At 69.1% G+C, this 20953-nt stretch carries 21 protein-coding genes; 11 read left to right on the forward strand and 10 right to left on the reverse strand.

Annotation, left to right across the window (positions count from 1 at the left end):
* Positions 1-52: 52 nt before the first annotated feature.
* Entirely contained in the window at positions 53-1438 is a 1386-nt protein-coding gene (locus tag ACIO3S_RS04515) for a PepSY-associated TM helix domain-containing protein (RefSeq protein ID WP_400459965.1), read from the forward strand.
* A gap of 56 nt (positions 1439-1494) precedes the next feature.
* Here the strand turns inward: ACIO3S_RS04515 and ACIO3S_RS04520 are convergent, their stop codons facing one another.
* The 5 genes from ACIO3S_RS04520 to ACIO3S_RS04540 form a co-directional block, all read right to left on the reverse strand.
* A complete protein-coding gene (locus ACIO3S_RS04520; protein ID WP_400459968.1) occupies positions 1495-2502 on the reverse strand; it encodes a copper resistance D family protein in 1008 nt (335 codons plus the stop codon).
* Positions 2499-3107: a copper resistance protein CopC gene (locus tag ACIO3S_RS04525; RefSeq protein ID WP_400459971.1), complete on the reverse strand. Its 609-nt coding sequence runs from the start codon at positions 3105-3107 to the stop codon at positions 2499-2501. Before ACIO3S_RS04525 ends, ACIO3S_RS04520 begins: the two co-directional genes overlap by 4 nt.
* Positions 3108-3751: 644 nt before the next feature.
* Entirely contained in the window at positions 3752-4132 is a 381-nt protein-coding gene (locus ACIO3S_RS04530; protein WP_400459974.1) for a bile acid:sodium symporter family protein, read from the reverse strand.
* A gap of 110 nt (positions 4133-4242) precedes the next feature.
* Positions 4243-4638: a superoxide dismutase, Ni gene (gene sodN / locus ACIO3S_RS04535; RefSeq protein WP_400459977.1), complete on the reverse strand. Its 396-nt coding sequence runs from the start codon at positions 4636-4638 to the stop codon at positions 4243-4245.
* 49 nt (positions 4639-4687) lie between these two features.
* Positions 4688-5218, reverse strand: coding sequence for a flavin reductase family protein (locus ACIO3S_RS04540; protein WP_400459980.1), 531 nt, complete (start codon positions 5216-5218; stop codon positions 4688-4690).
* A gap of 311 nt (positions 5219-5529) precedes the next feature.
* Between ACIO3S_RS04540 and ACIO3S_RS04545 the strand changes: the two genes are divergently transcribed.
* The 5 genes from ACIO3S_RS04545 (at position 5530) to ACIO3S_RS04565 (ending at position 10178) form a co-directional block, all read left to right on the forward strand.
* Entirely contained in the window at positions 5530-6543 is a 1014-nt protein-coding gene (locus ACIO3S_RS04545; RefSeq protein WP_160025480.1) for a TerC/Alx family metal homeostasis membrane protein, read from the forward strand.
* 97 nt (positions 6544-6640) lie between these two features.
* Complete coding sequence (locus tag ACIO3S_RS04550) at positions 6641-7807, forward strand: sensor histidine kinase (protein ID WP_400459984.1); 1167 nt, start codon at positions 6641-6643, stop codon at positions 7805-7807.
* A complete protein-coding gene (locus ACIO3S_RS04555; protein ID WP_400459987.1) occupies positions 7804-8481 on the forward strand; it encodes a response regulator in 678 nt (225 codons plus the stop codon). The genes ACIO3S_RS04550 and ACIO3S_RS04555 overlap by 4 nt, the downstream gene beginning before the upstream one ends.
* A 75-nt stretch (positions 8482-8556) precedes the next feature.
* Complete coding sequence (locus tag ACIO3S_RS04560) at positions 8557-9168, forward strand: DUF2867 domain-containing protein (protein WP_400459990.1); 612 nt, start codon at positions 8557-8559, stop codon at positions 9166-9168.
* Positions 9165-10178, forward strand: coding sequence for a hypothetical protein (locus ACIO3S_RS04565; RefSeq protein ID WP_400459993.1), 1014 nt, complete (start codon positions 9165-9167; stop codon positions 10176-10178). The genes ACIO3S_RS04560 and ACIO3S_RS04565 overlap by 4 nt, the downstream gene beginning before the upstream one ends.
* A 62-nt stretch (positions 10179-10240) precedes the next feature.
* On the opposite strand, the gene ACIO3S_RS04570 is transcribed toward ACIO3S_RS04565, so the two are convergent.
* From ACIO3S_RS04570 to ACIO3S_RS04585, 4 genes are read right to left on the reverse strand one after another with little or no spacing between them, the layout of a single operon-like run.
* Positions 10241-10720 carry a DUF1097 domain-containing protein gene (locus tag ACIO3S_RS04570; RefSeq protein WP_400459996.1) on the reverse strand — a complete coding sequence of 160 codons (480 nt, stop codon included), beginning with the start codon at positions 10718-10720 and terminating at the stop codon, positions 10241-10243.
* Between the two features lie 12 nt (positions 10721-10732).
* On the reverse strand, positions 10733-11767 hold the full coding sequence (locus tag ACIO3S_RS04575) for an NAD(P)-dependent alcohol dehydrogenase (RefSeq protein ID WP_400459999.1): 1035 nt from the start codon (positions 11765-11767) through the stop codon (positions 10733-10735).
* A complete protein-coding gene (locus ACIO3S_RS04580; protein WP_400460002.1) occupies positions 11764-12534 on the reverse strand; it encodes an iron-sulfur cluster assembly protein in 771 nt (256 codons plus the stop codon). The genes ACIO3S_RS04575 and ACIO3S_RS04580 overlap by 4 nt, the downstream gene beginning before the upstream one ends.
* A 1-nt stretch (position 12535) precedes the next feature.
* Positions 12536-13579, reverse strand: a complete 1044-nt coding sequence (locus ACIO3S_RS04585; protein ID WP_400460005.1) for an amidohydrolase family protein — start codon at positions 13577-13579, stop codon at positions 12536-12538.
* Between the two features lie 154 nt (positions 13580-13733).
* Here ACIO3S_RS04585 and ACIO3S_RS04590 point away from each other — a divergent pair, with 154 nt between their 5' ends.
* The 3 genes from ACIO3S_RS04590 (at position 13734) to ACIO3S_RS04600 (ending at position 19041) form a co-directional block, all read left to right on the forward strand.
* Positions 13734-15206, forward strand: a complete 1473-nt coding sequence (locus ACIO3S_RS04590) for a GAF domain-containing protein (protein ID WP_400460008.1) — start codon at positions 13734-13736, stop codon at positions 15204-15206.
* A gap of 90 nt (positions 15207-15296) precedes the next feature.
* Positions 15297-16904, forward strand: a complete 1608-nt coding sequence (locus ACIO3S_RS04595) for a serine/threonine-protein kinase (RefSeq protein WP_400460011.1) — start codon at positions 15297-15299, stop codon at positions 16902-16904.
* 82 nt (positions 16905-16986) lie between these two features.
* Positions 16987-19041 (forward strand): protein kinase, encoded by a 2055-nt coding sequence (locus ACIO3S_RS04600; RefSeq protein ID WP_400460014.1) that lies wholly within the window; start codon positions 16987-16989, stop codon positions 19039-19041.
* Between the two features lie 15 nt (positions 19042-19056).
* Here the strand turns inward: ACIO3S_RS04600 and ACIO3S_RS04605 are convergent, their stop codons facing one another.
* Positions 19057-19881: a metal-dependent hydrolase gene (locus ACIO3S_RS04605; RefSeq protein ID WP_160025469.1), complete on the reverse strand. Its 825-nt coding sequence runs from the start codon at positions 19879-19881 to the stop codon at positions 19057-19059.
* Positions 19882-20067: 186 nt separating this feature from the next.
* Here ACIO3S_RS04605 and ACIO3S_RS04610 point away from each other — a divergent pair, with 186 nt between their 5' ends.
* Complete coding sequence (locus ACIO3S_RS04610) at positions 20068-20370, forward strand: hypothetical protein (RefSeq protein ID WP_400460018.1); 303 nt, start codon at positions 20068-20070, stop codon at positions 20368-20370.
* A gap of 55 nt (positions 20371-20425) precedes the next feature.
* Positions 20426-20890 (forward strand): glutathione peroxidase, encoded by a 465-nt coding sequence (locus ACIO3S_RS04615; protein ID WP_400460021.1) that lies wholly within the window; start codon positions 20426-20428, stop codon positions 20888-20890.
* Positions 20891-20953 lie beyond the last annotated feature (63 nt).

The following is a 20953-nucleotide window of genomic DNA, read 5'->3' on the forward strand; positions in this document are numbered from 1 at the left end:
AGGTGCTTGCCGATATCAACTTGAACAAGGCCGTCGTAGCGATGGAGCTGGCATGACCACGATCCCCACTGACCCCTCACGGCCCCGGGCTGGTGCCGGTACGGTCGATCGAAGGCGTTCCAGCGCCCCGTTGTGGTTGCTCGCTCGACGCGTGCACTTCATGGCGGGCCTTCTGGTCGCACCGTTCCTCGCGGTGTTGGCGCTGACAGGCCTGGCCTATGCCTTCACTCCCCAGATCAACGATGTGCTGTACGGCGACGAACTGCACGTCGAGGCGCAGACAGGGAAACCGCGACCGCTCTCGGAGCAGGTCGAGGCCGCACTCGCCGTCCATCCGGACGCTCATGTCACCTCGGTCATCCCGGCGGAGGACCCCGACCGAACCACCCGGGTCGTGCTCATGGGCATTGACGGCCTGCATCAGACCGGGAGCCACTTCTCCTCGGAGTCGCTGACCGTGTACGTCGATCCGTACACAGGTGGCGTCAATGGCGAGCTGGTCACGGTGGCCGACCGGCCACCCGCGCAGGTGTGGCTGCGCGAGCTCCACGGCAACCTGCACCTGGGCGACTTCGGTCGGATCTATTCCGAGTTCGTTGCCAGCTGGCTGCCCTTCATCGTGCTCGGAGGCCTGGTGCTGTGGCTCAGCAAGCGAGCCCGTGGCCGGTCCCTGCGGGCCGTGCTGGTTCCGTCCTTCACTGCGAAGGGACGTGCACGCAACCGGTCCTGGCACGGGGTGCTGGGTCTCTGGCTGGCGGTCGGGCTACTCGGCATCAGTATCACCGGCCTGACGTGGTCGACGTATGCCGGTGGCCGCGTCGACGCCGCGATCACTGCCGTGAACGGCAAGACTCCGTGGCTTTCGCCGCCGGAGGTGGCGGCCGTGGGCGGTGAGCCGATCGGTTTCGACCGTGCTGTCGAGGTCGCCAGGTCGGAAGGCCTGCAGGGTGAACTCACTCTCGCGCCGCCGCACGCCGCCAAGGAGCCGTTCACCGTCGAGGAGTCGTCCGAAGGGCTGCCGATCCGCAAGACCGCCGTCGCCATCGATCCCTACACCGAGCAGGTCACTGCCCGCCAGGGCTGGGAGGACTACCCCCTGATGGCCAAGCTCACCAGCATCGGTGTCGATGCCCACAGCGGCACCCTGTTCGGTCTGGCCAACCAGTTCGCGCTGGCCCTGCTGGCCGTGGGATCGCTCGTGCTCCTGGGGCTGGGGTATCGGATGTGGTGGCAGCGCCGGCCCACTCGGTCCGGGCGTTCCTCCCCGCCGCCGGTGTGGCGCAACCTGTCGGTGCCGATGCTGGTCGTGGTGCTTCTCGCGGCGGGTGCACTGGGTTGGGCGATGCCGGTCTTCGGCGTCACCCTCGTCGCGTTCGTCCTCCTCGACGGCACCGTGAATGCACTGAGGCGGCGTCGCGCACGCGTGAGCGCCGTCTGAGGCGTCTCGCCACGACCGGCCGGCGGGATCCGGTGGGTCGTGGCGAGACCAGCGAGCTAGAGGGGACGCCCCAGCGCCGTGGCCAGCGAGACCGCGACCGCCATCACAGCGAGCTCGAGCCCGGCCCACACGGTGAGTGGCGTGGGCTGCTGGCGCGCCACCCGTTCGACGACGGCAGTACGGATGTACGCCCCCGAGCAGCCCAGCAGGGCCATGCAGGCGAGCTTGCCCATGACCAGCCAGCCGGCGCCAGTCTGTGTCAATGCGGCGACTACGTCTCCGAAGGGCGGCGTCACGTCGCCGGTCAGCCGGGGCGCGGCCAACAACAGGCCGCTGACCGCCACCAGCGCGAAACTCGCCTCGGCGACCCGCGAGAACCGGGGAAGAACGACTGCCAGCGCCTGCCGGTCGGCGCTGACGATCAGAAAGGTGATGGCCAGTCCGCCCACCCAGAGTGCAGCTCCGGTCACGTGGAGGGCGCTGGCCATCATCAGCAGCAACGGCGGCTCACCTTGCGAAGCGTGCCCGCTCATCGACACGGCCGTCAGGCCCGACAGCGCGATCAGAAAGCCCACGTCCGGCGGCAATGACGGCCGCCGCAAGCGGGCAACCGAATAGGCGGTCAACGCTCCCGCCGACCCGGCGCTGATCAGCAGTGCGAGACCTAGGCTGACGTTTCCGCCGTAGCCGAGCACACCGCCGACCGGCACCCGTAGCTGGCGGAGAGAGATCTCCGCCGCGTTGAACCAGAGACCCAGCAGCGCCGCGACCGCCCAGACTGCTGCGGCCCACACCGCCGCTGCTGAAGTACGTCGGGCCAGGGCAGGGGCCCGGTCGCGACCAGCCTCACCCAGAAGCACCAGCACCAGCACAGAGCCCACGGCACCGAACGCGCACACGTTCGCGGTCCAGCGGAGCAGCGGGATCCCGGCGCGCACCACCACCGACGGCTCGGGAATGCCCACGACCGGCTGGGGCAGCGTGGCCAGGATCCCGAAGGCAAGCGCGATGAGGCTCACTCCGACAAGCGCCGAGACCTGCAGGAGCCGGGCACGGTCGCTCATGTCGCATCCGTTCGGCGTACGGTCAGGCGACCGATGGCCCCGACGCACACCGCGATCGCGGCCAGCAGCGCGATCCACAGCCACGTGGGCAGCGCTGCCAAACCACGCGGCCGATCTACGTCGAACGCCGTCATCGCGGTGGCAGCGGACGCGGTGGAAGCGGTGGCAACGGACGCGGTGGAAGCGGTGGAGGCCGACCGCCGGATGTTGATCGGCACTGACCCGGTGATCGGGTGACCGTCCGCTCCGAGCACCCGGTAATGAATCTGGTAGCGGCCCGGAGGCCCCACCTCACTCATCGAGGCGGTCAGGGTGTTCCCGTCGATGCGAGCACGACCACACGCCCAGTGGCTGCTCTGTGGTCCGGTCACCACTATGCCGTTCGCGCCGGGAAACGCTTGGATCGGCTGATTGAAGGTGAGCACCACCTCCGACGGGCTGGCAGCGAGCACGGCGCCGGCACGCGGAATGCTCTTTTCCAAGTCGGCGTGCGCGGCCGCCGGCGTCGCGGTGAACAGTATGGGGGGCAAGAACGAGAGTGCGAAGATCGTTGCTGCGAACGCCATGGCGAGGCGCTGCGATCCGCGTGTTGAAGCATTCGACATTGCTTCCACCTAAGTGAGTTTCAAGAGTCATCGAACGAGGGGGTGGTCCATGGCTCAGCCGGCACCGGGCCCCGCGCAGGAGAGCGCAGGACCACGTGTCGCGTGCCTTCCTTGGCCTCAGTGCCGGTGATTCGGCTCGGGGTTCTTCTCGCCGTCCGTGTCGGTGCCGACGCGGGACCGGCTGTGATCACCGTGGTTCGGGTGGCGACGACGAATGGATGGGGATGGCGGCAATGCTGCGGGCAATATCCTTCTGCATGACGAATACCCATTCTGTGTTCGCGAACGCGCGCCACGATGTGCATGTGGCTAGCCTCGAAAGTCGGCACTAAAAGTTGAACTCAGACGGGTTGCGCCGCAGTTACGTATCGCGCATGGCGCTAGTAACAAATAAAAGTGCCAAGTGAAATGGCCTTAACGCTGGCGTTCAGGGAATCGGGGTGGCAGCAACACCCCTGTAACGCCTGGTTGTCATTCAGCCTTTTCGGCCGTTGGTGTGAGTGCGTTGTGAATTGAGAATACCCTTACGGGTTGGGGGATCGATTCATTCAGGGAACAATTCTTGCCCATGCGCCTCGGATCGTGGAGGAGCCTCTGACACCTTCAGCAAAGGTGGACGTGGGTAACCCTCTACGCGTACGTCTTCAGAATCCCTTTGGGCGCGTGCCATCGAAGTGCTCGTCGGCGAGATCCACGACGCCGTCGCCGGTGGCCTCTGCGGCCTCGATGGGCCTCCTCGACCAGTAGCTCGCCAGGATCGAGCCGGAGACGTTGTGCCAGACCGAGAAGATAGCGGCAGGCAGCGCTGCGGCCGGTGAGAAGTGGACCGTGGCGAGCGCGGCGGCCAGCCCCGAGTTCTGCATGCCCACCTCGATGCTGATGGCGCGCCGGCTCGAGATCGGCATTCCGCAGACTCGCCCGACCGCGTACCCCAGGGCAAGGCCGGCGACGACGGCGAGCACGACTCCGGTGATGCCGGCGACCGAGATCAGCGGAAGCGCGAGGCGGACGGTGACACTTGTCACACTAGTGACGTACTTGTCATACGTCTATGCCCTCGAGGCGTTGCACCAAGAAGAAGCCAGGTCCCGGCTGGCCGCCGGAACCTGGCTTCGTCGTGTGGTTTCTGGGTGAGTCAGGCCTTCTTGGTGGCCCAGAAGATCTCGGCGATCTCGTCGATCTTGGCGAGGAGCTTGTCGGCGACCTCGAGGTCGAGGGTGCCCTTGGTGCCGGAGGCGCCGGCGAGCTTGGTGGCCTCGTTGACGAGGGTGTGGAGCTGGGGGTAGGCCTCGAAGTGCGGGGGCTTGAAGTAGTCGGTCCACAGCACCCAGAGGTGGTGCTTGACCAGCTCGGAGCGCTGCTCCTTGATGATCACCGCGCGGGTGCGGAAGTCGGGGTCGTCGCTGTCCAGGGCCTTGGCGATGACGGCCTTGACGGACTCGGCCTCGATGCGGGCCTGGGCGGGGTCGTAGACGCCGCAGGGCAGGTCGCAGTGGGCCGAGACCTCGATGGTGGGAGCGAACAGACGCATTCTTGGTTCCTCTCGGTGGTGTGGTGGAGCGACCGTCGGGGGCCGACGGTCAGGAAGCCTTCTCGGGCAGGATGCGATCGAGCGGGAGGGTGCTGGCGGAGGGGCCGAGCGACCAGTAGTTGCGGTCGTGGTGCAGGAGCGGGTCGGTGGGCTCGCCGAGGCTGATCGCATCGACCTCGAGCAGCACCAGCCATGCCTCGCCGGCGGGGATGACGCGGGCCACGCGCCCGTAGAAGCTGGCCGCGGCGTCGTGCAGGACCGGCGGCTCCCCGTGCGGGAGTGTCCAGCCCTGGGTGACCGTGAATCGCGGCGCGGTCCGGTCGGCGAAGGCGGCGGCCACGTCGGCCTGGGACTCGGTCAGGACGTGCACCGCGAGACGGTCGCTCCCGGTGAGTGCCGGTCCGGACCGCCCGGACCGGGAGACCGAGAACGACAGCATCGGCGGGTTGGCGCTGACCGAGGCTACGCTCGACACGGTCGCCCCGACGGGTCCCGTCTCGGTCGAGGTGGCGACGATCGCTACGCCAGTGGGATATCGACGGAAGCCGGCCTTGAACTGGTCGGTGAGTGTGTCGCTCACACCCCCTCCTCTCTCTGTTGGCAGTGACGCTAAAACATCAAGTCCGGTTGAGGTCCAGTCATCCACGCTGTGATCGCCGACTCATCTGGTTGTCCGCGGCTGGGATCATGTGGAGTGGCGGGAGTGCAACTTGTTAGACTGGTTGCGCACTTGTCATACAAATCGGGTTGGTGTGCTGCCGTACGCCGATTCCGGGTTCCGTCGCCGATGCCGTCGATGGACGCCGCGCCCGCTACGACTTCGAAGGTTTGACCTCGGTCGCCTAACCTTCCCAAAGAACCGCTCTGCCTCACGATCTAAGGAGTCCCTTCGTGGACGTCTCCCCTCTCATCTGGTGGTTGACCATCGGCATCGCCAGCGCTGTGCTGCTCTTCGATGTGCTCGTCATCGGCCGGCGACCGCACGAGCCTTCGCGTCGGGAGCTGATCGTCGCGCTGAGCGTCTACATCGGCTTGGCGATCCTGTTCGGCATCGGTGTCTTCGTGTTCTCCGGCCCGAAGTACGGCACGGAGTTCTTCGCGGGCTGGCTGACGGAGTACTCGCTGTCGGTCGACAACCTGTTCATCTTCATCATCATCATGTCGAAGTTCGCGGTGCCTCGGCAGTTCCAGCAGAAGGCGCTGCTGATCGGCATCATCCTGGCCCTGATCTTCCGCGGCATCTTCATCGCTGTCGGCGCCGCGGCGATCGAGAACTTCAGCTGGGTCTTCTACCTGTTCGGTGCCTTCTTGATCTACACCGCGGTCAAGCTGGCGATGGAGGGCGGTGAGGACGAGGACGAGTACGAGGAACCGGCCGTGGTGAAGTTCCTCGAGCGCCACATCCCGCTGACCTCGCAGTGGGGCGACAACGCCAAGATGTTCGTCCGTGAGAACGGCAAGCGGATCGCGACCCCGATGTTCGTGGTCATCTGCGCGCTCGGCACGACCGACCTGCTGTTCGCGCTCGACTCGATCCCGGCGATCTACGGTCTGACCAACGAGGCCTATCTGGTCCTGACCGCCAACATCTTCGCCCTGATGGGTCTGCGCCAGCTCTACTTCCTCATCGGTGGTCTGCTGGAGCGGCTGGTCTACCTCTCCTACGGTCTGGCGATCCTGCTCGGGTTCATCGGCCTCAAGCTCGTCTTCCACGCGCTCCACGAGAACGAGCTGCCCTTCATCAACGGTGGTCACCACGTCGAGTGGGCGCCCGAGATCCCGATCTCCGTCTCCCTCAGCGTCATCGTCGGCATCCTGGCCATCACCACCATCCTGAGCCTGCTGAAGTCGCGCAGCATGACCGAGAAGGAGCGCGACGACGCCACCGGTCCGCGCAGCATGTGACGCTTCGTCGACTGTCCCGCTGAGCCGGGACAGCCCGCAGGCCCTCTCCGATCGGAGAGGGCCTGCGGTCGTTCTCGGGCAGCACTAGGGTGAGCCCATGACGGTGGCAGCTGCTCCCGGACCTCGCTGGCTCGGGGACGCCGGACAGGTCGCGTTGGCCGGAGCGCTGGCGCTCGTGCTGCTGCCGGTCGGGTGGACCTCGGTCGTCGACGGCGAGGTCAGCACGGCGTGGGAGATCGCGCTCCTGGTCGCGCTGGTGGCGCTTCACGCCGCGGTGGCCACCGCCCGGCGCTGGCCGCTGCCGTCGTACGCCGTCGGGGCGCTGGCCGAGCTGGTGCTCGTGGCCGCGCCGGATCTGAGCGGGCCGACGGCCGAGGCGGCGGGAAGCGCGTACGGACCGGTGCTGCTGCCCAGCAGCCTGTGCTTCTTCGTGCTGCTGTACGCGGTGAGTGCGCAGGACCGGCGACCGTGGCCGGGGATCGTGCTCGGCATCGGGCTGGTGGGATGCCTGCTGACCGTCGTACGTCTCTCGGGGTTCGACGGCACCGGGCTGCAGGGGTGGACGTGGTGGCTGATGGTGGCCACCGCGACGGTCGCGGCCACGGTGGCGGCATGGGCGCTCGGCCGGTTCCGGGCGACGCGGGCCGCCTGGATCGACCAGCTCGCCGACCGCGCCGCCGCCGAGGAGCGCCAGCGCATCGCGCGCGAGATGCACGACGTGGTCGCGCACTCGCTCGCGGTCGTGGTCAGCCATGCCGAGGCCGGCCGGATGGTCGTCGGGCAGCAGCCGGAACGGGCCTCGGGCATCCTCGACACCATCGCGACCACGGGCCGCGAGGCGCTCACGGAGATGCGCGGGCTGCTCGGCGTGCTCGGTGGCGAGTCCTCGACCGAGCCGCAACCGGGGCTGGCCGACATCGGTGACCTGGTCGAGAGGACGCGAGCGGCAGGGCTGACGGTCCGGCTCGAGGCGGACGAGCTCGGTCAGGTCGCGCCCGCAGTCGGGCTGACCGCCTACCGCGTCGTGCAGGAGGCGCTCACCAACGTCACCCGCCACGCAGGTTCAGGAGCCGTCGCGACGGTGTCGGTGACCCGCACCGCGCGCCACCTCACGATCGAGGTCAGCGACGACGGCGTGGGGATCCAACGCCCGCCCGGCCGCGGCCTGCGCGGGATGCGCGAACGGGTCACGGCGGTGGGCGGGACCCTCGAGGCCGGGCCGAGCGACGAGGGCTGGCGCGTACGCGCCATGATGCCGCTATGAGCGAGGAAGAGGCCCCGATCCGCGTCGCGATCGTCGACGACCAGGAGCTGATGCGCTCTGCGCTCCGGATGATGGTGGAGAGCCAACCGGACCTCGAGCTCGCCGGGGAGGCGGCCGACGGTCACGAGGCGCTCGCCCTGGTGCGTACGAAGCGGGTCGACGTCGTCCTCATGGACCTGCGGATGCCCCGCCTCGACGGGATCCAGGCGACGGCCGCGATCACCGGGGAGCAGCCGGAGACGCGGGTGGTCGCGCTGACGACATTCGATCTCGACGACTACGCGTTCCCGGCGATCCGGGCCGGGGCCAGCGGCTTCCTGCTCAAGGACGCCCGGGCCGAGGAGATCGTGGCCGCGATCCGCACCGTCCACGCGGGTCACGCGGTGGTCGCGCCGTCGACGACGCGGCGTCTGCTGGAGCATGTGGCGACCGCGCCGGCCCCCGACAACGGTCGGGGTGCCGACATCCGGGCGACCCTGACGCCGCGCGAGCTCGACATGTTGCTCGAGCTCGCCACCGGCGACAGCAACGCCGAGATCGCCCGCCGCGTCCACCTCTCCGAGGCGACGGTGAAGACGCATGTCGGCCATGTGCTCGCCAAGCTCGGCCTGCGCGACCGGGTGCAGGCGGTCGTGCTGGCGTACGAGACCGGGCTGGTGGGTCCCCGGAGCTGAGTCTCATCCTGGGGGATGAGCGGCCCGCGACCTGAGGGCGACGAACCCCCGGCGTGCGCGGACCAGTGTGGAGACATGACCACACAAGCATCCACGAGACCGCTTCCGTCGGGCGTCTACTCCAGCAGGCCCTGGCGCATCCACGAGATCACCGAGGACTTCGAGCTGGAGGACGTCTGGGCCCTGCCCGTCCAGGGCGGCGCCGATGATTTCCCGCGCTTCGTCGAGGCCATGATGAGCTGCGACGACCGCGACTTCCCGGCGGCGTACCGCCTCCTCTTCGCGATCCGCTGGGCGCTCGGCCGGCTGCTCGGCGCCGACGAGGCCGAGCACGGGCTCGGGCAGCGCGTCGAGTCGCTGCGCGACCGGCTGCCCGATGACCTCCGCGACCACCCCGCGCCCGAGCGCGACGACAGCCCGTTCCAGCCGCTCTACCTGACGGATCGGGAGTACGCCGCGGAGATCGCTAACCGCACGATGCACGGTGTCCTGCACCTCGGCTGGGTCGAGGACGAGAGCTCGCCCGGCGGCTACAGCGCGCAGATGAGCGTGCTCGTGCGGCCCAACGGGCTGCTTGGGGAGGCCTACATGAGGTTCATCAAGCCGTTCCGCTACCTCGTCGTCTACCCGGCGCTGCTGCGCACGGTCGGCCGGCGCTGGGAGACCGCTCAGGGGGTGGACCGATGAGCATCACGATGGAACGTACGCAGCACCGCTCCGTCGTGCTGCGCGCTGCGCCCTGGGTGGCCGGCGCCTGGACCCTCGTCTTCGGCGCCCTGGTCGGGCTCGCCCTGCTGGGCAGGGCACCGGATCCGTGGGTCCCCGATGCGGCCTCGCCGCTCGGCGCTCTGAGCGGCACCCAGATGTCCTGGGTGCTCGCGGTGCTCGCGCTCCTCGCCCTGGCTGCCGGGGGCGCGGTCTCGAAGGTGCGGACACCGCGTACGACGAGAGCGACAGGGTGGCTCCTGATCGTCCTCGGGCTCGTCGTCGCCGTGGTCGTCTCCGACGTCCGCGCGCTGATGTTCCTCGGCTATCTGCCTCAGGTCCTGCTTGCGATGGCCGGGCTCGGACCGGGCGCTGGACAGCTCGAGTGGCGTCTTTTCGTCGACTCGGGTGTCGCTCTGGCGCATGCTGCCGGCGGACTTGCCATGGTCGTCGCTGGTGTCACCCTGCTCGGGAAGGCCGAGCCTGGCAGGCGTCTGGACTGGGGCCACTGGGCACGCTGGGGGCGTCCTGCGGTGGCGGTCGCTGTCGTCGTACCTCTTCTCTACGCCGTTACCCGGATCGCCTGGGCGCTGAACATCCCGCTCGGGATCAGCCGCGAGATGCTGGACGACCTCGGCGCGGGGAAGTGGGCCGGCTTCGGGCTCGCGGCCTTCGCCGTGGTCGGGGCGGTCCTGACCTGGGGGTTGGTGGCGCGTTGGGGCGAGGTGTTCTGGCGCTGGGTGCCCCGCATCGGCGGGCATCCGGTCCCGGTCGCGATGGCCCTCGTGCCAGGGATCCTGGTCGCCGGCACGGTCACGTCCGCCGGGATCTCCTTCTGGCGGATGGCGATCGCGGACGACCTCTGGACGGTCCCCGGAGCCACTTCGGACTGGGGCGCATGGGCGCCGGAGATGCTCTGGCCGATCTGGGGCGTCGCGCTCGCCGTCGCCTGCCTCGCCTACCTGGGGCGACGCACCGCGGGACGCGGATGACGTACGGATCCCGCTCGACCTGGAATCACCCCAGGTCAAGCGGGATCGGCGCGTTCAGCCGGTCAGGGCTGGGCGGCGCGGACCGGTTGCCCCGATCGTTCGACCGCGGCCTGGATCCGGCGACCGGCGATGTCCGAGAGCCACCCGAGGCAGGCACCGACCACCAGCGCGATGAGAGTGCCGCCGAGGTCGAACGAGGTGCCGAAGATGACTGCCGTCCCGGCGAAGGCGCCTGGGATGAAGGACAGCAGGTCCACGGCCGCCTGCAGGCACAGGATGAACGCGACGACCGTGACCACCAGGGCCACTGCGCCGGTGAAGGTGGCGTACGTCAGGACCAGGCTCGCTCCGTAGCCCCACAGGGCGCCGGCGAGGTTGGCCGCGAGACCTTTCTGGAAGCCTGCGCGGCCACCTCCGGCGGCGAAGTAGCAGGCCCAGGCGACGAACCCGACCCAGGTGATGAGCGTGAGCTCGATGCTCACCTGGGTCCAGATGCCCGCGAGCACGCCGACCGAGATGCCGATTCCGAGGAGACTCTTCATGACGTCGCCTCCTCAGGGGATCAGGATCGCGCGGCCACGGACCCGGCCGGCGTCGAGGTCGGAGATGGCGGTCTGGAAGTCGTCGAGGGCGTACTTCTGCGTGTGCAGCGTGACGGCCCCGCGGGCGGCGAGCGCCATCAGGTCGCACAGGTCGTTGTAGGACCCGACCAGGTTGCCGATGAAGTTGATCTCGGCCGAGATGATGTCGATGGTCGGCACATCGATGTTCTCGCCGTAGCCGACGACGTGGTAGTCGCCCGCCTGGCGGAGCATCCGGACCCCTTCCGCGGTCGCACCGCCTTCGCCGACGAAGTCGATGAGGACCTCGGCGCCGGCGCCGTCGGTGAGCTCGAGCACCTGGTCGACCTGGGTGCCCTCGGCGACGACGCCGTGGTCGGCGCCGATGTCGAGGGCGAGCTTCACCGCGTCCGGGTTGCGGTCGACGACGATCAGCTCGGCCGGGCTGAGTGCCTTGAGGACCTGGATGCCGATGTGCCCGAGCCCGCCGGCGCCGATGACCACGCACCTGTCGCGCGGGGTCAGCCGACGGGCCGCCTTCGCGGCTGCGTGGTAGGCGGTCAGGCCGGCGTCGGCCAGGGCAGCCACGTCGGCAGGCTCCAGGGAGTCATCGATCTTCACCACGGAGCGGGCGGAGGTCTTCAGGTACTCCGCGTAGCCGCCGTTGGTGTCGATGCCGGGGAACTGGTTGAGCTCGCAGTGCACGTCGTCGCCCGAGCGGCAGGCGCGGCACAGCCCGCAGGTGATCAGCGGGTGCAGGATCACCTTGTCGCCCTCGGCGACGTTGGTGACGGCGGCACCGACCGCGTGCACCCAGCCGGCGTTCTCGTGGCCGATCGTGTAGGGCAGCGTGACGCCGGACTTCTCCTCCCACTGCCCCTCCAGGATGTGCAGGTCCGTGCGGCACACGCCGGCGCCGCCGATCCTGACGACGACGTCGAACGGGCCGGTCGGCTCGGGGGCCGGGACCTCGGCCATCGCCAGCGGCTGGTGGTAGCCGACCACCTGGACGGCTCGCATGGTGCTCATGATGATGCTCCTTCTCGGTGCAGGTCGGTCAGGGGTACGAAAGCGGGCGAGGTGACCTGCTCGCCGTAGCGCGTGGCCAGCAGGCCACGGCAGAAGTGCGCGTTCCCGTCGATCGAGATCCGGGTCGAACGCGCCCTTCGCAGCGCCAGCGGGATGTCGCCGGGCCGCTCGTTGTCGTGGTCGACCAGGACGTACGCCTCCGGCAGGTCGGGCAGGCCGACGACCGCCCGGCGCCGCCTCAGCGAGGCGGTGAAGTCGTCGTCCGGCAGGTCCACGAGACGGACCTCGCCCACGGCGTCCTCGGCCAGGTCCGGCTGCCCCCTCAGCAGCCGGGTCAGGCAGCGCTCGAGCGCCGCCGTGTGGGCCTTGCGGTGGAACGTGGTCCGGAGCTCGTCCAGGGACGACTCGGCCTCGTGGCGGAACGTGCCGAGATAGCCGGCATCGGCCGCCAGCCCGGCGTTGATCAGATCGGAGTCGTGGTGGTCGTCGAGCTCGACGACCACCTGGTCGGTCCACGGCAGCGCGGTCAGCGCGTCCTTGGCGTCGCTCGCCATCAGGTAGGCGAAGTTGGGGGAGCAGAACGACGTCGGCAGCCGCAGATGGACCTCGACCCTGATCGTCTCGCCGTCCGGTGCGCTGGGGGAGACGGTCAGCGACCGGACGAAGCCGAGGTCGGTGATGGGCTCGTCGAGCTCGGGGTCGACGACGGCGTGAAGCGCGGCGTACGCCTCGGTGTCACGAGTGTTCTCGCAGGTCAGCAAGGTCATGTCACACCGCCGCGAGGTCTGCCCGCTCGGGCTCACGGGGACCTGTCGCGGTCTCGTCCGCCTCGGGCAGCCGCAGCTCGGCGGGCACCTCCAGGCCGTACATCTTCGCGGCGTTGAGGCCCAGGATCTTCTTCTTCTGCGCGACGGTGAGCGGGGCGTACTCGGTCATGTCCTCCGGGATCTGGAAGTCGACGAACCGCTCGATCAGCCACTTCGGCGTCCAGATCGCATAGTCGGAGGAGAACTGGATCCGGTCCTCGCCGATCCAGTAGACGAGCTCGCCGAGGATCTGCGCGAAGTAGCGCGGCCGGGTGTGGATGAACGGCATCGCGACCGCCAGCCCGCCGTGCACGTTGGGCTCCTGGGTGGCGATCCAGCAGAAGTCCTCCAGCCGGGGCAGGCCGACATGCTCGACGATGAAGTTGAGGTCGGTGAAGTCGCTGGCGACGTGGTCGATGTCGGCGACGTCGAACGCGTCGCGGTCCAGCGGCCGGATCGTCGGGCCCTTGTGGATGTGGATGTTCGTGATCCCGAGCTCGCGGCAGGCCTCGAAGTAGCGGTACGCCCAGGGGTCGGTCAGCTTCCAGCCGCGCGACTCCCCGTGCCACTCGGCGGTGTAGAGCTTCACGCCCTTGAGCCCGAACCGCTCGGCGTCGGCGTGGAGCTGTTCGAGGCCGGCCTCCCCGTTGCGGGGGTCGAAGTGGTGGTTGTACGTCAGCTTGTCGGGGTGCTTCGCCGCCAGCTGTGAGGCTTCCTCGGTCTGCCCGAACCCGTTCGTGTAGAACTCGCCCAGGTGGGCCGGTTGGAAGATCGCGTGGTCGACGTAGCCGACCTCGAACAGGTCGTGCATCAGCCGCTCGCCGCCCTGGTAGAGGTAGTCCTCGTAGGACCAGTGCTCCGCCTCGGGGGAGAGGTTGCGGTGGTAGTCGTAGAAGCAGTCGATGAACTGCTTGCCGTGGATGTTGCGCTGGTTCTCCGGCCGGGCGTCCCAGAGAGCGACGTGGGCGTCGACGATGAAGTACGACTCGTTGTTCTTGGTGTACATCGGGTTCCTCCGATCTGTGGCTTTCGTCACAGGACGCTAGGGCGGCGGCGACGCGCAGATCAGGGGTGCGGCGTCTCAATGTGAGACCTCGACCGTCTCAATCTGAGACGCTGTCCGACCGTCTCCGCCGACCGGCGGATGTAACGTCGATCACATGACAGGGCGTCATCCGATCGCGCAGCGCACCGCGGCCGTCGACGCGTCGGCGCTGGCGCCGCGCGTACGCGCCTCCTGGCAGCGCAGCCAGGAGTACGGGGTCTCCGTCGAGGAGGTCGACCCGGTCTTCTCCGGCGCCTACGACCAGGAGTCGCTCTTCTTCCAGTGCGGCCAAGAGGTGCTCGACGACCTGCACCGGACGCTCGTCGGCGAGCCGGTCAGCCTGATGCTCACCGATCCCGTCGGCCTGGTGCTCAACCGGCTCAGCGGAGACCAGCAGCTGCTCCGGGACCTCGATGCCGTCCACCTGGCACCGGGGTTCAGCTACGCCGAGCGCGCGGCGGGCACCAACGGGCTCGGTCTCGCGCTGGCCGACCGGACACCCACCGTGGTCCGGGCCGAGGAGCACTACTCGCTCTCGCTGTGCAGCTACACCTGTGCCGCAGCCCCGGTGATCGACCCGATCAGCGGACGCCTGGAGGGCAGCGTCAACCTGACCACCTGGTCGGAGTCGTCCCACGATCTGCTGCTCGCCCTGGCGCAGTCGGCGGCCAGCAACACCGCGTCGCTCATGCTCGCCCGCGCCCACGGCCGCTCGCCACGCCCGGCTCCCCGCGGTGAGGTGTTCCGGGTCGAGGCGCCCCGGCTGGAGCCGGGCGCCGGCAGTCTCCGCGACCTCTCCTCCGCCTGGTGCGAAGCGCTGGGCAGTGTCCGCGACGCGCTCCGGGTCGGCCGGCGGGTCGCCGTGGTCGGGGAGCCGGGGGTAGGGCGTACGACCCTGGTCGCCCAGGCGTTCCGCGACCTGCGGCCGCGCGACCGGATCCTGGCGGCCTCCGCCCCGGAGCCGGCCGACGCCGAGGCCTGGCTGTCGCTGTGGACGCCGGAGCTCGCCAAGCAGGACACCGCGGTGGTCGTACGCGACGTGAACATGCTTCCCGCCTGGGTGGCCGAGCGGCTGCACGCCCTGCTCGTCGAGGCGGCGCCCGGGGCGTTCGCCGGCGTGCCGTTCGCGATGACCGCCGAGTCCTTCGACGGCATCCCGGCGGCCCTGGCCGATCTGGTCGACACCGTGGTCGAGGTGCCACCGCTACGGGAGCGGCCCGAGGACGTACTTCCACTGGCGCATCAGGTGGGGCTGCGGGTGCGGGGCCGGGAGATCGCGCTGACGCCGGCTGCGGAGCGGGCGCTGCACGACCACGGCTGGCCGGGCAACGTCGCCGAGCTCGTCCATGTCGTCCAGCGGGCCGTGAGCGCCGGTGACCTGATCGACCTGCGTCACCTTCCCGCCGACGTACTCTCCGACACCAGGCGGCCGCTGTCCCGCATCGATGCCTTCGAACGCGGAGAGATCGTCCGCGTGCTGACCCGTCCGGGGATCACCATGCAGGAGGCGGCCGCGGAGCTCGGGATGTCGCGCGCCACCGTCTACCGGAAGGTGCAGCAGTACGGGATCAGGCTTCGGCCGGGCTAGCCCGCGGGGGAGTCGAACTCTTGGCCAAGTCCAGGAAAACTCTCGGCTGAGGCCGGGGCGTCAGAGGTGCTCACCAGGGACTATGGACCCATGCGTATCCGTCCCCCACGCGCCGGTCGCCAGCATTTGAACCATCTGACCGGACAGGGCGGACCCGCTCTGAGCGGTCGGAATCTTGCCGGCCGGCTTGTCGAGCAGCACCCGTTCGCCCCTGAAGAGGCCTCGAGCATCGTCGCGCAGGTCGCGCGTCTCCTCGCCTCGGGCCACGCCGCCGGGCAGGTGCACGGAGACATCAGACCGGCCACCATCGGGTACGCCCCCGACGGCCGGATCGCGCTGCTCGGTGCGCCGGCGCCCCGCGGCGGGGAGGGCCTGCCGTACATGTCCCCCGAGCAGATCGACCGCAAGCGGATCGGGCCGGCGAGCGACGTCTACTCCCTCGGTGCCGTGTTCTTCGAGCTGCTCGCCGGGCGCCCGCCCTACGCCGGGCTCGTGCCCGAGCGGGTCGGCACGCTGGTGACCGTGCCCGGCCACCTCGATGGCATCGCGACCGCCATGCTCGACCCGGATCCTGCCAAGCGGCCCCGAGCCGACGAGGTGGCCACGGTGCTCGAGAGCGGCGTCGCTCCGCCGCCGAAGCGGATCGTACGTCCGCCCAACATCAGAGGGCCGCGCCTCTCGCCCACGCTCCTGGGTGTGCTGATGGTCCTGGTCCTGCCGGGGTTGGTCTTCGGTGGCTGGGGCACGCTCCGGGCCGGCGACACGATGTCGAACGTCGGCAGCGCCGCGCCGCTGGCCAACATCCTGCCGACCAGCTTTCAGCTCGCCTTCGACCTCTCGATCGAGCGCGACGCGCTGCGGACCGATGCGGCGCTGACCGAGGACTTCCTCCAGATCACCGACCGGTCCATCGAAGCCTGGACCGCCGAGGTCGAGAAGCTGGACACCGCCGGCGATCCGGGTCTGCGGCGGCGTACGGAGAGGTCGGCCGCCGCCCTCGAGCGGCTCTCGGACATCCGCGCCGCCGCCCGGGCGGGGAACAGGGCCGGCAAGCTGGCGGCCGTCGAGCTGTACACGAACGCGGTCAACGGGCTCTTCGACCTCGCCGCCGAGCTGCCTTCGTTCCGGGACGAGGAGCTGGCCAAGCAGGCCCGGAACCTGGAGCTGATCGGATCCGTCTCGGAGGTGCTCGGATTCGAGCGGAGGATCATGGCGAACGCCTTGCGGAACGAGCGGATCAGCGACCAGGGCATCTCCGACCTCAGCGCAGCCCAGGACTCGTGGGCGACCCACTCGGAGTCGATCTACACGCGCGCTGACGCGGCGACGCGGCAGCGGCTCGACAGGATCTCGGGCCGGTCTTTCGAGTTCGGGTCCTACGCGGTCTCGTCCCAGCGTGCCGTCATCCGGGTGCTCAACGCTCGTGACGTCGAGGACGTCGTCAGGCAGCTGGAGGACAGCGCCGACGGAAGGCCCGTGGAACAGCTCTGGCTGGCCGATGCCGCCAGCTACGTCCAGGACCTCAAGGAGGTGGTCGTCGACGCCGCCAGCCGGCTCGCCGACGACGTCGAGCGCGAGCACAGGGACGCCCAGAACCAGACGATCGCCTGGGGAGTCTTCACCGGCATCGTGCTGGCGGTGCTCGCTGGGCTCGGGGTCGCGCTGCTCCGTGCGCGAGGGCGATCAGTTGATGCGTAAACCGGCGACGATGGCAAAGATCGGCGGATCTCATCGGTGCGTACACGAGACGCACGGGGTGTGAGTCCGACAACATATGCGCATGCGAACGCGCCCCCCGATCGCAGGCCGGTACCGCCTGCACCGACTGCTTGGCCGCGGCGGGATGGGCGAGGTCTGGCAGGCGGCCGACATCAGGCTCGAACGCTGGGTCGCCGTGAAGGTCGTGGAGACCTCTGCCGACCCCAAGGTGACCGAGCGCTTCCGGCGTGAGGCGCTCTCGACGACGGCGGCCAGCCACCCCGGCACGGTGCAGGTGCACGACGTCGGCGTCGAGCAGACCGAGTACGGCAGCATCGTCTACCTCGTCATGGAGCTGCTTCCCGGCCCGACGCTGGCCGACCGCCTGGAGAAGCAGGGGCGGTTCACCGTCGAGGAGGCGAGCGAGGCGATGGTCCAGGTCGCGCGTACGCTCACCGCGGTCCACTCCTCCGGGATCATCCACCGCGACATCAAGCCGTCCAACCTTGTCTACGACGGCGACGGCCGGATCCGGGTGCTCGACTTCGGCATCGCCCAGCTGGCCAACCACCAGGCCGAGCGGCTCACCTCCACCCGCCACGTGATGGGGAGCCTGCCCTACATCTCGCCCGAGCAGGCCGCCGACAACGTGGTCGGCCCACCGAGCGACATCTACGCGCTCGGCTGCGTGTACTTCGAGCTGCTCACCGGACGCGCCCCGTACGCCGGCTCCGAGCCGGTCTCGATGATCTACCAGCACGTGACCGCGCCGGTCCCGCACGTCAACGACGTGGTCACCGTGCCGTCCCATGTCGACGAGTTCGTGGCGTCGATGATGGACAAGGACCCCTCCCGGCGGCCGACCGCGGGCGAGGTCGTCGGCTTCGCGCGCCGGCCCGAGGTCGTGCCCCCGGTTCCGGTCGGCAGCCGCGAGCTGCCCGCCGGGCTCAAGCCCCTGGCGCTCTCGTCCGCGTCCTCGGCCTCCTCGGGTTCCTCAGGCGCCTCGGTCTCGTCGGTCACCGCGGTCGCCGGCGTGGTCGAGTCGGCGCAGCGTACGCCTCGGTCCCATGCCGCCCCGAAGCCGAGGTTCCTCCGCACCCGGGTGCTCGCCGTGCTGCTGGTCCCGGTGCTGATCGCCCTGGTCCTCGGCGGGCTGACCTTCGCCGATGCGCTCGACGAGCGTGCCGTCTCCAGTCGCGCGGTGACGATCGCCGGAGCGCTCCCGGAGAGCTACGAGCTCGGGATGGACCTCATCTTCGAGCGGGACGCGCTCAGCTCCGACCAGGTCCCGGACGCGGTCCGGCAGGCCTATCGCCAGGTGACCGACGACTCGATCGAGGCGTGGCACGACGACATCACCAAGGTCGACCTCGCCGACACCCCGAGCCTGCGGGAGCGCGTCGAGCGCACCTACACCGTCCTCAAGAGCATCGACGCCTACCGCACCGACCTCGAGGAAGGCGACAAGGCGAGCACGGAGGCTGCGGTCGCCGCCTACACCGACACCGCCTACGAGCTGCTCGACTTCGCGACCGAGATGCCCAACATCCGCAACGAGAACATCTACAAGCAGGTCACCAACCTCAAGTACGTCAGGTCAGCCTCCGAGTCGCTGGGGATCGAGCGCGCGGTGATGGTGCCCGCGCTCATGACCGGGAAGATCGACGAGGAGTCGATGGAGGCGATGAGCGAGGCGCGTACGTCCTGGCAGCTCACCTCGCGCTCCTTCTACGGCGACGCCCCGAAGGCCACCCAGAAGGCGCTGGACAAGATCTCGGACGGCACCTTCGCCGACGGGTCCCGTGGCCTGGTGTCGCAGAACGCGGTCGTCCAGGTCATCAACGACGGCTCGCTCGCGGGCGCGGTCCGGGACCTGGAGTCCCATGCCCCGGGGCGGCCGGCCGCGCAGGTCTGGTCCGAGGACATGACCCGCTTCATCCAGCTCCTCAAGGACACCATCGTGTCGATGACGCTGATCGTCTCCGACGATGTCGGCGAGGAGCACCGCGGCATCCAGACGAAGGTCGTCCTGAGCGGGGTGCTCGCCGTCGTCGCGCTCCTCGCCGCGCTCGCGCTGCTGGCCGGGATGTTCCTCGTCCGCCCGCTCCGCGGGCGCCGGCGCTCCGTCGAGAGCTGAGCGGAGAGCCGTCGGTCAGACGAGGGTGCTGAGGTTCGAGACCAGGACGTCCCAGCGGCTCTCGACGTCGAAGCCCATCTGGCTCAGCAGCGCCCAGCCGAAGCCGACGACGGCGTACAGGCTGATCGGGGTCATCACGACCCACTCCCGGATGGAGCCGGCGTCGCCGAGGATCGGGAGGGCGAAGTGGCCGCCACGGGTCCACATGTTGTCGAACGGCAGCCACTTGTTGCGCCGGACCCACCGTGGCGGTTTCGGCGCGATCGGCCAGAACAGCGGGATCCCCATCGTGGTCACGAAGTCGCCGATCAGGTGCACGACGCAGCCGAGGGCGACGGAGAAGGGCATCCACCACCACTCCTCGGGCGCGAAGATGGCGATCACCGTCGCCAGAGCAACCGCCGGGATCCATGGCCAGTGGACGCCCTTGCGGGTGAGCTTCAGCGCGTCCATGGCGAAGGCGACCAGAAGGACGCACATGATGCCCGGGCCGATCAGGATGCTGCCGAAACGTTCGGTCTCGAGCGAGAGCTTCCCCGCGCCCCAGGCGAGTCCGGTGAAGGCGAGTACGCCGAGGATCGAGTGGGTGCCGTTGCGGTGGCCGCCGGAGACCTGTCCGACGATCTTGGTCAAGCCTTCGGAGACCGGCGGCAGCGAGTGGGCGATCGTGCCGTTGTGGTGGTCCGCGTCCGGAAGCAGCGCGGCGCCGGCGCACACCAGGGTGCCGGTCATCACGCCTATGTCCGAGACGCCCGGATACCACCCGAACGCGATCGGTGCCGACGATGTCACTGCGATCCACGCGGCAGCCCCAGAGGCCGCGTGATGCCCGCCCATCATGTGAAGTTGTGTCCCTCTCCAGTGTTCCCCCGCTGAATGACCGCGGACGAACGTACCGGTCCTCGGGTCGCTTCGTGTGCGTCGGGGTGGTGTGTCTGGTGACGAGATTCGAATCACTGTTCGAGGGCTGATCCGAGGAGTGAAAGGGGTGCGGTCGGGGCGGCAACCTGAATAGGATGCGCGGTCATGACGACTCCCGGCGCCCACGGCAGTGCCCGCCGTGCGCCGTGGACGTTCGAGACCAGTCGGTGTGCCGCGACGGTGACCGCCGAGGCGATCGAGTTCCGGTTCATGGTCACCGCGCCCGACGGCTCGCTCAGCGAGATGCTCCTCTCGGTGGGCCGGCACGACATGCCGACGCTGCTCGAGGAGATCGCCTTCGAGATGCCCGAGGCGCTGGAATGGATGTCGGCCGCGATCATGACGGTCGCGCGTGACCGGCGCCTGGCCGAGGAGGCCTCGTCGGTTCCGCACCAGCGCGGGGCATAACCTCGAGCGGAGCAAGGTTGTCCCCCTGCACCGCAACTCGATCGAGGAGAGACCTGTGACCACCACGTACGACTTCGAAGCGACCGCCGCTGACGGCAGCACCGTCTCGCTCAGCGACTACAAGGGCAAGTTGCTGCTGATCGTCAACGTAGCCAGCAAGTGTGGCCTGACGCCGCAGTACGAGGGCCTGGAGGCGCTCTACCGGGCCAGCAAGGACTCCGGCGTCGAGGTCATCGGGTTCCCGTGCAACCAATTCATGGGTCAGGAGCCCGGCACCGACGACGAGATCCAGGAGTTCTGCAAGACGACGTACGACGTGACGTTCCCGGTCCTCTCCAAGGTCGACGTCAACGGGGAGAACTCTGCTCCGCTCTACGAGTTCCTGCGTGCCGAGGCGCCGGGCGACATCCAGTGGAACTTCACCAAGTTCCTGATCGGTCGCGAGGGCGAGGTCGTCAAGCGCTACGAACCGCAGGTGACGCCCGAAGAGATCCAGGCGGACCTCGCCCAGTATCTCTGAGGCGATGCCGGACGGCGCTCGATCCCGATGTCTGCGGGGTCGGGCGCCGTTTGGGTTAGATAG

The organism is Nocardioides sp. NPDC087217 (assembly GCF_044744805.1).
In the GTDB taxonomy this organism is placed as follows: Bacteria; Actinomycetota; Actinomycetes; order Propionibacteriales; family Nocardioidaceae; genus Nocardioides.